The 15,036-nt window shown below is 45.3% G+C and carries 8 protein-coding genes; 5 read left to right on the top strand and 3 right to left on the bottom strand.

All coding sequences use genetic code 11. The annotated features are described in order from the left end of the window. Positions 1-46: 46 nt before the first annotated feature. Both BI198_RS11435 and BI198_RS11430 read right to left on the bottom strand, forming a co-directional pair. Positions 47-1,441 (bottom strand): heavy metal sensor histidine kinase, encoded by a 1,395-nt coding sequence (locus BI198_RS11435; RefSeq protein WP_070049664.1) that lies wholly within the window; start codon positions 1,439-1,441, stop codon positions 47-49. Then, positions 1,431-2,120 (bottom strand): heavy metal response regulator transcription factor, encoded by a 690-nt coding sequence (locus BI198_RS11430; protein ID WP_070049663.1) that lies wholly within the window; start codon positions 2,118-2,120, stop codon positions 1,431-1,433. The genes BI198_RS11435 and BI198_RS11430 overlap by 11 nt, the downstream gene beginning before the upstream one ends. Before the next feature lie 155 nt (positions 2,121-2,275). Here BI198_RS11430 and BI198_RS11425 point away from each other — a divergent pair, with 155 nt between their 5' ends. From BI198_RS11425 to BI198_RS11400, 5 genes are all read left to right on the top strand, one after another. Further along, entirely contained in the window at positions 2,276-4,060 is a 1,785-nt protein-coding gene (locus tag BI198_RS11425) for a copper resistance system multicopper oxidase (RefSeq protein WP_070049662.1), read from the top strand. Further along, positions 4,057-5,358, top strand: coding sequence for a copper resistance protein B (locus BI198_RS16430; protein WP_074467419.1), 1,302 nt, complete (start codon positions 4,057-4,059; stop codon positions 5,356-5,358). The genes BI198_RS11425 and BI198_RS16430 overlap by 4 nt, the downstream gene beginning before the upstream one ends. 17 nt (positions 5,359-5,375) lie before the next feature. Beyond that, positions 5,376-5,804 carry a copper resistance CopC family protein gene (locus BI198_RS11410; protein ID WP_070049660.1) on the top strand — a complete coding sequence of 143 codons (429 nt, stop codon included), beginning with the start codon at positions 5,376-5,378 and terminating at the stop codon, positions 5,802-5,804. A 38-nt stretch (positions 5,805-5,842) separates the two neighbouring features. Next, complete coding sequence (locus BI198_RS11405; protein ID WP_158007092.1) at positions 5,843-6,721, top strand: copper resistance D family protein; 879 nt, start codon at positions 5,843-5,845, stop codon at positions 6,719-6,721. Positions 6,722-6,929: 208 nt separating this feature from the next. After that, a complete protein-coding gene (locus tag BI198_RS11400) occupies positions 6,930-7,295 on the top strand; it encodes a DUF411 domain-containing protein (RefSeq protein WP_235605319.1) in 366 nt (121 codons plus the stop codon). A 101-nt stretch (positions 7,296-7,396) separates the two neighbouring features. On the opposite strand, the gene BI198_RS11395 is transcribed toward BI198_RS11400, so the two are convergent. Further along, a complete protein-coding gene (locus BI198_RS11395) occupies positions 7,397-15,028 on the bottom strand; it encodes an Ig-like domain-containing protein (protein WP_083256605.1) in 7,632 nt (2,543 codons plus the stop codon). Positions 15,029-15,036: the final 8 nt, after the last annotated feature.

The following is a 15,036-nucleotide window of genomic DNA, read 5'->3' as shown; positions in this document are numbered from 1 at the left end:
AACATTGCGCAGGGTTTTTTCAGGGGTTTATCAGGGGTTTATATAGTTAAGTCATGCGTAGTGTAATGACAAAACGTGTGAGATTTTGCTCTGAGGTGACGGTGATATCACCGTCATGTGCTTCGATAATCGCTTTAGTAATTGCCAGCCCTAAACCCGCACCATCACTATGGCGTTGTCTGGATTGATCGGCGCGATAAAAACGTTCAAACAAATAAGGTAAATGCTCGGCGGATATTGCTGGGCCAGGGTTTTCGACACTGATACAAAGCGTGTTAGCAACTTGCTGATAGCTGTTGACCGTAATGCTGTTGCCAGAAGCTGTGTGTCGTATCGCATTTGATAGCAAATTAGTTAAAGCATGCCTTAGTAAGGTGCGATCGGCATTGATGACGCTAGGCTGACCGGTAAACGCGAGTTTGACTCCGGCCTCGTCTGCTAACGCTTCAAAAAACTCGAATATGGCCGCGACTTCATCGGCAATATTTAAAGGCTGTTTATTTGGTGTGATTAAACCATTTTTACTTTTAGCCAACCACAGCATATCGCTAACCATCTTGCTAAGCCGCTCTTGCTCTTCCAAATTCGAAAATAACACGTTTTGGTATTCCTCAGCCGTTCGTTGCCGAGATAAACTGACTTGGGTTTGGGTAATAATATTGGTTAAAGGGGTGCGAATTTCGTGAGCAATGTCGGCACTAAAGTGCGATAACTTAATAAAGCCATCCTCTAAGCGGTTTAGCATGTGGTTGAATGACTGCACCATATGCGTTAACTCAGAAGGTACTTCGTTGGCGTTTAATCTAATGTCGAGTTTGCTGGTTTGAATGTCGCGCATATTGTCACTTAGTCCTCTAAGTGGCGCTAAACCTTGATGCACCGCAATCCAAGCTGCTAATAAAGTAAGGAGGCAGGAACCGAGTAGAATCACCCAAAGACTTTGACCGAGTTGCTGCAAAAAGTGGATGTGAAAATCCATATCAATTGCTGCAATTAACCGGTAGTTATCGTTTGCAGTGGCGATGTTCAGAGTAATCCCCCGATAGGCTTTATCTTGGTATTGCCAGTGTTGGATATTTTCAATTTTAAATGTATCTATGGATTCATCAATATCTGTAAGTTGGCTTAAATCAAAATTAGCATTGTTATAAATAATTTGCTGCTGAGAATTGTTTATTTGGTAATACACGCCATGATGTCCGGCAACAGCTTGCGATAATGATTGAGCTAAAGTTTTCGGAACTGTAGGTTCTTTAAGGAACACTTGCTGAACAGAGTGAACAATAACGCCAAGTTCATCGGCATCTTGCTCAATAAAATGGTGCTCTATAGAACTGATAAGCAGTTGCCTAACAACCAGTAAACAAACCGCAATAGTGACAACGACAGACAGTACCACTCTCAGGGTCAAGGACAGTGGCCGTTTAGTGTTATGCTTCATCCGCTTGCTCGTTTTCAAGTTTATAGCCCATGCCGCGCACGGTGTGGATTAATTTTGGCATAAAATCATCGTCTACTTTAGCCCGTAACCTTCTTATCGCGACATCAATAACATTGGTGTCACTATCAAAATTCATATCCCAAACCTGTGAGGCGATTAAAGATCGGGGTAAGACTTCACCGCTGCGGCGCATTAATAACTCTAATAAAGAAAACTCTTTATTACTCAAGGCAATTTTGACTCCGCTACGCATGACTCTTCTTTTGGGGACGTCTAATTGTAAATCGGCCACCTGAAGTAAATCTGGGGTGGTTATGGTTTGGCCGCGGCGTATTAGGCTGCGTACCCGCGCCAACACTTCTGAGAAAGCAAAGGGTTTAATTAAGTAATCATCCGCGCCTAATTCTAAGCCTTTAACTCTGTCATCAACGCTATCACGGGCGGATAAAAACAATACTGGCGTAAGGTTATTGCTTTCGCGAATAGATTGTACTATCCGCCAGCCATTAACATCAGGCAACATCACATCCAGCACAATCAGATCAAATACTTCGGTCATTGCAAGGTGATGGCCGTCTAAGCCGTTTCTGACTAGAGAAACTTGAAAACCCGCTTCAGTGAGGCCTTGTTTTAAATAATCACCCGTTTTGATTTCGTCTTCAACAATCAGTAATCGCATAACCTTTCCTGTAAATAGGGGGAACTGATAGCTTGCAATAAACAGGCTGTCAGCTAGATGACAACAAGATTACAACTTTGTCATGTCAGAGTCATGTTGCTGACAGTTATAAATAGCTAAGCTAGATGAAATAAATAAGTTCAGGGGTTATATAAATGAATGATAACAAGTTCAAGTTACCAGCTTCTATCTCACGGCGCCGATTTGTCCAAGGGCTTGCCATCGGAGGCGTAATAGCTAGTTTCCCGCATGTTGTTCATGCCGGTAGTTCTTTTAAAGATAATGCGGCGACAGGTTCAGCACCTGAATTAAGTGGCAAAGTTATCGAGTTAACCATTGCTGAATCTTTAGTCAACTTTACTGGTGTAGTGCGTACAGCAACTACCATAAATGGCTCTATTCCGGCACCAACGCTACGTTTACGCGAAGGCGATGAGGTGACGATTAAAGTGACCAATACCTTATCTGTGCCAAGCTCTATTCACTGGCATGGCATTATTTTACCTTATCAAATGGATGGGGTGCCAGGCTTAAGCTTTAAGGGCATTATGCCCGGTGAAACCTTTGTTTATAAGTTTACTTTGCAACAAAGCGGTACTTACTGGTATCACTCCCATAGTGGCTTTCAAGAAATGACCGGCATGTACGGTGCACTGATCATCGAGCCTAGAGAGCAAGATATCATCGTAGCGGATAGAGAGTATGTGGTACAGCTTTCAGACTGGACTGATGAAGATCCAATGCGGGTGTTTAGTAAGCTAAAAGTCCAAGGTGACATGTATAACTATAATCAGCCTACTGTTAAAGACTTTTTGAGTGATATGTCAGAGCAGGGCTTAGCGTCTGCATTATCTAAGCGAGAAATGTGGCAACAGATGAGAATGAGCCCTACCGATTTATCTGATTTATCGAGTGCGGCGCTTACCTATCTGTTTAATGGTAGTACGCCGTTGGCAAATTGGCGCGGCCTATTTAAAAAAGGCGAAAAAGTTCGTTTACGCTTTATTAATGGCGCCAGTAATACCTTCTTCGATGTCCGTATTCCAGAACTAAAAATGACCGTCGTGCAATCAGATGGTCAAAACGTGCATCCGGTAACCGTTGATGAATTCCGATTTGGCCCGGGTGAAACCTATGATGTTCTGGTCACACCGCAATCTGACGCTTATACCATTTTTGCTCAAAGCATAGAACGTAGCGGATATGCCCGTGGCACATTAGCCGTTGCCGATAATATTAATGCGCCGGTTCCTGCGCTAGATCCTGTGGAGTGGTTAGCCATGGCAGACATGATGGGCAGTATGTCTCATGGCGGTTCAATGGCAGAAGGAGCCATGGATCATAGTCAACACACGGCTAATAACGCAATGGACTTAAGCCAGCATGCTGGGCCTTCAACTGCCTTTGCAAAAGCAAGCACACAAGTAAGACATGCTAGTACTGAATACGGACCTTCAGTTGATATGCGCGTTGATACGCCAAGAACAAATTTAGACGACCCAGGTATAGGTTTGCGTAATAATGGCCGTAAAGTGCTGACTCTATCTGACCTTCGCTCGCTTGAAGGGGTAATGGAATATCGCCAACCTGAAGCTGAAATTGAATTGCATCTTACCGGCAATATGGAGCGGTATAGCTGGTCAATTGATGGTTTAGAGTTTGGTCAAAGTACGCCAGTGCATATGAACCTTAACCAACGCGTTAGAGTGATTTTGCAAAATGACACCATGATGACTCATCCTATGCATTTGCATGGAATGTGGAGTGATCTGGAAAATGAAAATGGTGAAGTCCAAGTCAGACGCCACACTATTCCAGTACAACCCGCTCAGCGAATTAGCTTTTTAACAACGCCGCATGATGTAGGTCGCTGGGCTTGGCATTGTCATCTGTTATTTCATATGGATGCAGGTATGTTTAGAGAAGTGGTGGTGTCATGAAAATAACAAAATTAGTAAGTACCACGCCGGTGATTGCGTTAACAGCTAGTTTATTGCTGGTAAGTGCTGGGGTGATGGCAGACAGCCAGATGGACCATAGCAAGATGAACCATGGCGATAAGGCAATGGACCACAGCCAGATGGATCATAGCAAGATGAACCATGGCGATAAGGTAATGGACCACAGCCAGATGGATCATAGCAAGATGAACCATGGCGATAAGGCGATGGACCACAGCGAAATGGATCATAGCAAGATGAACCATGGCGATAAGGCGATGGACCACAGCCAGATGGATCATAGCAAGATGAACCATGGTGATAAGGCGATGGACCACAGCCAGATGGATCATAGCAAGATGAACCATGGCGATAAGGCGATGGACCACAGTCAAATGGATCATAGCAAGATGAACCATGGCGATAAGGCGATGAGCCACAGCGAAATGGACCATAGCAAGATGAATCATGGCGATATGGCAATGGACCACAGTCAAATGGACCATGGCGATATGGCGATGGATCATAGCCAAATGGATCATGGCGATATGAAAATGCAGGGTGGCAAAGCGCCTGCAGATGCCCGAGATCCTCATGCTTATTCTGGCGGTTATACCTTAGCGGACGGGCCTTATGCCATAGGCGGCGGTCGCCAGTTAATATTGGCTGATGAGCACCGTTTTTACGCAATTAAAGCAGATAAGTTGGAGCACCAGTTTGCTACGGATAGCTTAGCATTTGAATTACAGGGTTGGTATGGCACCACCTTTGATCGATTAGCAATAAAGCTGGAAGGTGAAGTAAGCGATGGTAAGTTGGAAGAAAGCCAAACCGACTTGTTATGGAGCCGTGCGGTTTATACTTTTTGGGATGCCCAACTCGGAGCCCGATTTGATACCTATGCGGAAGGTGAAAGTCGGCAGTGGTTGGCATTGGGTATCCAAGGGTTAGCGCCTTATTGGTTTGAGGTAGATGTAACAGCCTATCTCGGTAACTCTGGCCGGACCGCTATAGCAGCAGAAGCCGAATATGAACTATTACTCACTCAACGTTTGATATTACAAAGCACAGTAGGATTAACAGCTTATGGTAAAGACGATGCCATTAATGGCATCGGTAAAGGTGTGTCGTCATTCAATGCAGGTATGCGTTTGCGCTATGAGTTCTCGCGTCAGTTTGCGCCTTATATCGGCGTTGAATGGATGGCTAAGTATGGTAATAGTGCTGACTTTGCCCGAGCGAATAATGAAGCGACTGATACTACGAGTGCGGTCGCGGGTGTGCGGTTCTGGTTTTAATAATTAAGGTGATAAAAATGAAAATATTAAAAACATTAAAAATAGTGAGTGCTATAGCTGTTTTATTAATGGCGACTACGGTGTCTGCACATGTTGATTTAACTGAGACAGTACCAGCAGATGAGGCGATGTTAATGCAAAGCCCTGCAACGTTAAAGCAGACATTCAGTGCCCCAGTACGGATGATGAAATTAAGCTTAATTGATGCAGAGAAAAAAGCGGTTAAATTTGGTTTTGCGGCTTCAGCTACAGCCGCCTCAGAATTTGAGTGGCCACTGCCAACCCTTAAAGAGGGCGAGTATCAGGTGAGTTGGATTGTTATGGGCCAAGATGGCCATAAAATGACCGGTGATTATGGTTTTATGCTCCATGGCGATATGAAGATGGAAGCAAAACAGCCTTCTAGTCAGTCACTTAATCACCAGTCGCATTCTCATCAGCATTAATAGTAGGTAACTTAGTGATGGTTGGCAATTGGGAGTTAATGCTATTACTAACAAAGTTTGCCACTTATGCTGCAGTCAGCAGTTGTGTCGGCAGCATATTAATGCAAACTTTACGATCAAAGCAGTTAAGGACTACTGATACTAAGCTGGAGGCTTTTGATGTTTGGCTTAGCCGTTGGTTTTTAAAATGGGCGGGCTTAGGCCTAGTAATATCACTGTTACAATTGCCAATTCAAGCCGGTGCTATGGCTGAAAATGGCATAGCAGGCATGTTTGACCCCTTAATGCTTAGTATCATGTGGCAATCAGCAGTGGGTAGCCAAGTCAGTTTCATTGTTGTCGGTTTTACGCTGTTGTTACTTAGTGAGTGGGGGATAAACAAGCTGGCAAGGTTTAAAACCATACTAAGAATAGTCACAGTGACTGGGTTTATTCTGCTAGCAATTAGCTTTACTTTTACAGGCCATACGGTAGAGCTAAATACGGTGTTTAAAGGCTTGTTAATGTTGCATATACTTGCCATGGCAGCTTGGGCTGGTTCTTTGTGGCCCTTACATCAAAGTTGTAAAGCCTTGCCAGCTGATAGTTTAGTGACATTAATGGAAAACTTTGGCAAGGTAGCGGTGTTTTTTGTATCCATATTAATCGCTTGTGGTGTGCTATTACTACTGCAACTTGTAGAGCCTATTAGCAATTTATTCACTACCGACTATGGTCAGTTATTGATGTTAAAACTGATATTTGTCAGTGGCATGTTGCTGTTAGCGGCTTGGCATAAACTTAAACTTGTTGCTGAGTTGGCGCAGCATAAAAATGCCCAACCGTTGCGGCTGTCAATTTTAATTGAAACGCTATTGGTGGTCTCAGTATTAGTGACGACTAGCGTGTTTACGACACTTGTTGGGCCACAAAGTTAATCTTAGCTTTATTTGTTATTAAGACTTATTTTTTAGGAGAACCCTGTGCCAAAAATTACAACTTTAACTGCCTTATTTGCAGCAGTGTTTTTGCTAACAGCATGCTCGGAACCCGCTGTAACTAATAATGATCCGAAAGTTACGGCAGAGCCTGTGGTGAGCCAACAACAGAGCGAGCCTTTATTAACTGTTTATAAAACAAGTAGCTGTGGCTGTTGTAAAAAAATGGATATCGCATATAGAGCAAAATGGCATAACAGCTATCGCAAAAGACTATGATGATTTAAGCTTTATTAAAAATCGTTATGGCATTCAGCCCAATCATATCTCATGCCATACAGCAGTATCTGAGAATGGCTATGTATTTGAGGGTCATATTCCAGCAAAATATATCCATATGTTTTTAGCAGAACCAGTGGCCAATGCTATTGGACTTACGGTACCAGCCATGCCATTAGGTTCACCAGGTATGGAAGTGGGCGACCGTTTTATGCCGTATGATATATTGGTATTACTTAAAGATGGTACTAGCAAGGTTTACGCTACAATTGATAGTTATAATATGCAGTTATAATATGTAGTCATAAGAAGCGCAGTAAGAAGATGTATCTGCATTAGTGGATGTATTGTTGAAGTAAAAAAACACAGGCGCCCAAGGGCGCCTGTGTGCTATCACTAGAAGCTGAAGCTCAGCCCAAGCATAAGATTATCTGCTTTATTTCCACTAAACGTGTAGCGGTTATAATTTAATTGCAGAGTTAATTGCTCTGTTAAGGTATACCCCGCAGCAGCTCCCCAATAACATTCAGTATCAGAGTCGCTAGTGTGGATAACCTTATCACCATACTGGCTGCTGCTGTTACTCCACCAGCTCAGCACACCCGCTTGCGCGGATGCAGTCCAACGGGTTGTTTGCCAAAAAGAGTAACTTAAGCCGCTGCGAATACCTTTTGCTAATAGCGGACCGGCTTTTGCAACTGTGTTATGCACTTGCTCAGGGGTAAGTGTATCGGCTTCAATACTAAGCGATGTTTCCCCTAAGTCGACATAATGGACTTGTAACGCTAAGCGCTCAGCAAGTGCATAGCTGCCACCGAGTGCGAAGCTAGTCGCCGTATCGTCATACTGGCGTAAGTGAGTTTGCGCCGGTAAACCCGCACTAATCTCGCTGGCCGACTGACGAGCTTTACTCTGGCCTATAAAGCCGTCTACCGTAAAGCCGCTAGTTTGAGCCGACACCATGCTACTGAGTACCAACAATGAACTGACTAAAACCGTGCGCAGTTTGCAACGGCGTACGACTAACAAACTTAATAACAACAGAGACCCTAGACCGGTAGTACCACCGGATGATTTATTAACGACAGTAATAACTTCATAAGCTGCAACAGTAATGGTGACTTCGCCATTAACGTTGCCCCCTACATTATCATTGACCGTAAAGCTAACCGTATCCATACCACTAAAACCAGGCTTAGGCGTATAACGCAAGGTTTGAGCCGCGGTAATGACAACGCTACCTTGTTGTGCTCGGGCGTTATTTAGCACTAAGGTATCGCCATCAGGATCTGAGGCATTTGCTAACACATCTATCTCGATAGTGGTTTTATCATTAGTGCTAGCTGTGCTATTAGTGACAATTGGTGCTCTATTGTAATACACAACAACTGTTACCGAGGCGCTGGCACTGCCACCTTTGCCATCAGCAAGACTGTAACTTAGCGTATCTGTACCGACAAAATCTAACGCAGGTGTGTATAACAAGGTCTGGCCGTCTTCACTGATGCTCACATTGCCAAAGGCGGCTGACGTTTGATTAATTATTAAGTCGTCCCCGTCGGCATCCGTATCGTTTTCTAATACATTAAGCGTATGGGTTTGATTCCATTGTACCGAGTACTCATCGTGAGTCGCCACTGGGAGCGAATTACCATTTAACACAACGGCTACACCGCCTGGATCAACAATAGTTCCGTTAGCCATACCATCAGCATCATTCGGGCCACCATCTTCTATTAGTAACTGCACACACCAATGACCTGCCGTTAAGCCTTCTTGCCAGATAGCGTCACCTGGAGGAGGGCAAAAACCGGGCTCACCCGCGGCAGTAAATAGTTGATTGTTATCGTTTAGGACAAAGTTACTCCACCCTTTTTCTGGGCTGAATTTACGATAAACCGCATTTTCTGGCACCGGTTGCAGCTGTGGTAATACCATACGATAATTCGCACCGGCTGTAGGTAAGTCACGTAAGATAAAGTCAAAGCTGCCGCCAATGTTAGTGGCCTGCATATCGGGCTCTATCCATTGCAGATCGACACGGCTTAATAAAAGGCCACCGGTATTACTCAGGGCTGCAGCTGCACCTTTACGTAAACAGGTACCTGGTTCACCTTCAGCGACAAATTGAGTAATGTTGATAAGCTGCTCGGCCATGACATGACACGCAAAACCAGGATCTAGATAATTAGGGATACCGTTGCCATTACTGTCAGCGAAACCTTCTATATTATCTGGGATCAAGTTGTTATTACTGTCGCTATCATCCAAAGTAGGCAATACATCTTGTACCAGTAGATAAATTTCGTCAGTCCGGGTTAATGGCTCTGCTGCATTATCTGTAGCCGTTAGGGTAATTTTATACACGCCACTCGCTAAACCGATAGGGTCAAACACAAATTGGCTGCTATCGCTTGAACTATTGGTTAAGGCCGTATCAGCCAACCATTGCAGACTAATGGTGTCTGCATGGTTAGGATCTTCAACCTGTGCCGACACCGTAACCGGACCAGAAGCTTTACCTAGCGTTAGCCGGTTTTCACCTTGCTGGCTAGCACTTAATCTCACCGTTGGGGCTAAGTTTGCTTCCGTTACCGTGATAATACTACTGGCATTGGCGCCAAGATTAAGCGTGTTATCAAGGGTGATCACAATATCTTTTTCTAACAGCGTAGATAAGTCGGCAAAGACATCAAAGCTGATAGTTGCACTAAGACCTGAATTGATAAGCACAGAGCCTGAGGCGAGATTATGCTCGGTCACGGCATTAGTCGTGCCTGTAACATGGTAAGTCACATCCACCGGGTAGCTAGGTGGTTGGCCATTTAACATGACACTTACCGTCACTTGGCTGTTATTACTAACCGTTTGCGGTTTACTAATAGCTACCTGAGGCTGTATCTGTAGCATTTGAGTCGTTGTGCTACTCACACCGTTAGCATCCGTAGCTTGCCAGTTTAATTGATGTTTGCCGGCAGGGAACATCGGTAAGCCATTAGTTAGAGTGACGGCTAAGCGATTGCCTTTAGTATCAATTGCAGTAGCCACCCCAACATTAACCTTGGTAAACATGCCGGTGGCATTAACCAATAGATCGTCAGGAACCGTAATGACGGGAGCATCAGGATTGGTGCCCTCAATCAGTAAGGTAACCTGTGCCATATCCGTTAATTCGCCATCAGTAATGGTATAGCTAAACGTTGCCGTCCCACTAAAGTTGTCAGGCGCGGTAAACTGCAACTTATTGGCTTGAATGCTAATGCTGCCAATTTGGTTTTTTGCTGCAGTAATACTTAGGCTATCTTGATCCAGATCGGTATCGTTTACGAGTACATCTAAGTTGTAGATATTGCTAGCAGAGAAAGGCAACGTGAAGCTGTCATCCACAGCCATAGGTGCCTCGTTGACGTTAATAACCGTAAGCGAAAAGGGTGCTAAGCTAGAGGATAGCTCACCATCCGAGACGGTAATAATAATCCCCGTTGTCACCCCAACGTCGGTTTTAGTCGGGGTGCCACTTAATACACCTGTTGCAGTATCAAAGGTTGTCCAGCTTGGCTGGTTGGTTATACTGAACGTTAAGGTGCTATCTGCATCAATATCACTGGCTACGGGTTCAAAACGGTAAGGATTGCCTTCATCAATCGATGTAAGTGGCGAGCCAGTAATAGTGGGTGCATCGTTTGTGTTAGTCACCGTTAAGTTAAAGGCGGCCAACGATGCGGTTAAACTACCATCAGATACGGTGATAACAATACCCGTTGTCACGCCAATATCGGCATTATTAGGGGTACCGGTTAATGCGCCGGTAGTACTAATAAAGTTTGCCCAGCTGGGTTTGTTGGTAATACTAAAATGTAAACTATCACTTGGGGAATCTAGGGCTGTAGGGGTAAAAGAATACAGAACACCTTGATTAACACTGGTATTAGGCGTACCGCTAATGGTTGGCGCGCCATTTGGTGTTACAGCGATAGACGTAGCAGAAGAAGCACTGGTACCAGCAGAGTTATTCGCAGTAACGCTAAAGGTATAGGCCGTACCATTCGTTAGGCCAGTTACCGTTAAGGGTGAAGCTGCGCCGCTGGTAGTCAAGCCGCCGGGGCTTGAAGTCACGGTATAGCTAGTAATGGCGGCGCCACCATTGCTGGCAGGGGCCGTGAAACTAACCGTAGCTTGGGCATCACCTGCGGTGGCAGTGCCGATTATTGGCGCACTAGAAACGACTGCATTAACCGAGAAACTTTGGCTTACCTGCGGTGCTGGCAAGTAAGCAATGTTACCCGCTTGATCAGCGTTAATGGTACAAGTGCCCGCGGTGATAAAGCTTAATGCGCCGCCACTTGTAATGGTACACACGCCGGTGGTGGATGAAGTAAACACTGGTGTTAACCCAGAATTTGCCGTCGCCGTTAACGTTGGCGAACTGCCAAAGCTTTGAGCGCCGGGGTTAGCAAAAGTAATGACTTGTGCTGCCTTAGGGATAACCGTATTTGATGCAGCAGAAGCAGAGCTGGTGCCGATAGAATTTGTTGCGGTAACAGTAAAACTGTAATTTGTGCCATTAGTTAAGCTTGTTACAGTAAGTGGTGAAGATGCTCCCGTCGCCGTGAGCCCTCCTGGGCTAGACGTGACAGTGTAACCAGTAATTGCAACGCCGCCGGTATTTGCAGGAGCAGTAAAACTGACACTAGCTTGAGTATCACCGGAAGTTGCACTGCCGATAACTGGTGCATCTGGTACTGTATAGTCATTAACTAAGACTAAACTGGTACTTCCTACACTGTTAAGCGTAGTCACTAAGTTATTGCCAGCAGCGTCTTTTATGCTACCGCCGTTAATAGACAACGTACTAGATAGCACAATACCGTTATTATCACTATCAACAGCGTTTACAGTATATCTAAAAAGTAGAGATGACGTACCCGAACCGGCCTGATAAACGGCATCGCGTGTGGTGGAGCCGATCACTAACGCTAATTGTGGCGATCCTCCGCTTGTGTTGACGTAAACAACTTCTGAAACGTTAACGGTAAAGTCAAGATTTTGTCCAGTAACGTAGGTTGCATTAGCTGGTACATTGACTGAAGATACTGTTGGTGCAACATTATCTACTGGCGCAACGAGCATAAACTCATTACCACCACTGTAACCACCACCATCAGTTGCAGCATAATAAGCTGTCAGTAATGTAGAGTTACCACTCGCCGCTACGGTTCCACCCTGAGACAAACCGGTAAAGCTTCCTGTTATACTATCTATGCCATCGTTTACTAGTAGGCGGTAGCTATCACCTAATCCCGGGGTATAACTGTGGCTGACATTTAAGCTAGCCGATGACACATCGATAGCGCCGTTCACTGTAACAGAGTCATAACCTGAACCTAGCACCGTCCCTGCTATTTGTGCCGTCAGGACACCGCCCGATGCTATGGTTAGATTGCCGTTAATTGTGACTATGCCAGATCCTGAGCCCCCTGGTGACAAAGTACCGCCACTTTGCACAGTCAAGGTATTCGTTGAGCTGGTCGCAAAGATACTTCCCGTACCTTCTAGCACTCCACCTGAGCCAATTGTAGCGCCGGTAGTACCGTTTAAAGCGCCGGTTATGTTCAAGCTACCGCCGCTGATACTGGTGATACCTGTGTAAGTGCTAGTGCCAGAAAGGGTTAACTTACTCGAACCAGACTTGGTTAAATTGCTGCCGCTACCGGTGATATTGCCAGAAAAACTGCTATCACTGGTTTGGTTAACAGTCAAATGAGCACTATTCATGGACAGCGTTCCTGCACCAGAAAGCGCCCCTATGGTTTCACTGGCATCAAGTCGCAAAGTCGCCCCCGACGCTATGCTTACCTCAGTCCCGTCTGCCATGGCAGCACCATTATCCAACACTAAGGTGCCTGCAGAGGCAAATGTGCTACCTGTGTAAGTGTTGATACTCGTTAACGTTACGCTCCCAGCGTCGGTTTTAGTTAGCGTACCTGTGCCACTGACGATGCCGCTTAAGATCAAATTACTGCCGCCGATGGCGCTAATATTCGTACCGGTAGATAACTCTATATTGCCGGACATTGTGCTGGTACCCAGGCTGTAAGCATCTGCTCCCAGAGCCCCGTACTCGGTACTGTCAATATTTCTACCGGTACCATTGAGAAACAGTGGTTCAGGGCTGACCACACCTGCGGTTACCCGTAGTGCCGAACCCGCGTTAACGGTAGTGCTGCCAGATGTTGCTCCTAAACCATTATTGTGGGCTAAAAGCAAACCCCCAGTGGTGATTAGGGTCTGACCTGAATAGCTATTATTGCCGCTAAGTTGCAGCACTGAGGCGCCAATTTTAGTCAGGCTACCGCTACCGGAAATCACTCCGGACATATTAATAATGTTACGACCACCCCCGCCCGTTGGATTGAATGACCCGCCTGCGGCGCCAAGAGTGATGGGATTATTAATGGTCTGAATAATAGGATTACCAGTAGAACCGCCAGCCACAAACATCGCCAAGGTGCCGCCATCTAAAATCAAGGCGCCGGTATTGGCACCATCTAGATTAGTGTCAGTGGCAATATCCAGTGTGCCACCCAACACAGAGGTGCTGCCGGTGCGGCTGCTGTTGGTTCCGGTCAAGAGCAAGCTGCCCGCACCAGACTTGCTCAAATTGCCGCCACCATTGATAGTACTGGAAATCTGCAATTGGTTAGCATGGGTTAAGGACAGCGTAAAACCTGAACCTAAAGTTAAGGTGTTGCCCGCAATAACAAAACTTGAACCCGCAGCACTGGCGTCAATTGCTAAATTTTCTGAGATAGTTAAATTTCCAGCCAGTACCATGCTACTGGTAAATGCATCAGACAAAATTAGCGTTTGGCTGCCACTGGTGTCTGCTAAGGCTATTGCTACCGCCTCGCTGAAACTCACTCCATTATTGATGTTAATCGTTGCGGTATCGGTAGTATTGGTGACATAGATACTGTCACTGGTGACTGTCACATCTACCGTAGTGCTGTCTGTGCCGTCACTTATGCTAAAACGCAACACAGCATCCGCTGCGGGGGTATTATTACTGTATTGAATCCGTTGCAACACATCCTGCACCAGTGATTTGGTGGCAGTGGTCTCGCTACTGTTAACATTGATGCTCAGTACGCCAGTAGTATTAGTAAAGGTCGCAAAAGTCTGGCCGCCACTCTGCAGATTGGAACCGCTGACGCTGAAAAGCGCGCCGCTGGTATTAAAACCGAACACATCTGTGGTAATCGCAGCGCCAACGCGTTGCAGGGTTAAAGAGGCGCCGGCATAGTTACCGCTACCACCGTTAAGCGCATCAAGCTCAACATCGCTCACGCCGAGACTGGTGCCAGCATCTAAGGACACATAATTACCCACGCCAGCCCAGGCGACACTGTCACCGTTTAGGTTTGTCAACACAGGGGCGTTGTTGGTAATAGCAGGGCTAAAGTCCAAATCATCTATGTCTATATCGAGATCTACACCACTAATCCGCACTTCATCAATATTTTCCCAGCCTGCATTCGCTGAAACATTAAAAGTACCAAAATAAATACCGGAAAGATTATAACTGGTGCTCACTTGCTCTACATTATCTTTATATCCTTTAATGGTAAGGTCAGTAGTGTTACCAATACCCGTAGAAACTGCAAAACTGTTCAGTTTGAATTCATCACCATCACTCGTTTTGAAACTGACTAAAGTCGATGTATTGGTTCCTAAACTGCGATATACCAAGGCATGATCTGCTCCAGATGCGAGATAGCCATCATTAGCTATCATAATATTATTGGCCGCATTATTGGTGTAGGTAATGCCGTTGATGGTCACGGAGTTACTTCCCTGATTGGCAACTGGCAATGCGTCAAAATTTTCATCGGCGGGGGTCGCCGCCCAAGCGGTTTGCATCAATGTCAAAAACACAATGCTTAAAAATATTCTAAGTCTAGTAACACCATATTTTTTAGTATAGGTACCAAGTGTGTCAAAGGTAATAGCCAGCATATTCTTAAGCATAATATTTC

Source organism: Rheinheimera salexigens (genome assembly GCF_001752395.1).
In the GTDB taxonomy this organism is placed as follows: domain Bacteria; phylum Pseudomonadota; class Gammaproteobacteria; order Enterobacterales; family Alteromonadaceae; genus Alishewanella; species Alishewanella salexigens.
This window is presented reverse-complemented; position numbering and strand designations above follow the sequence as displayed.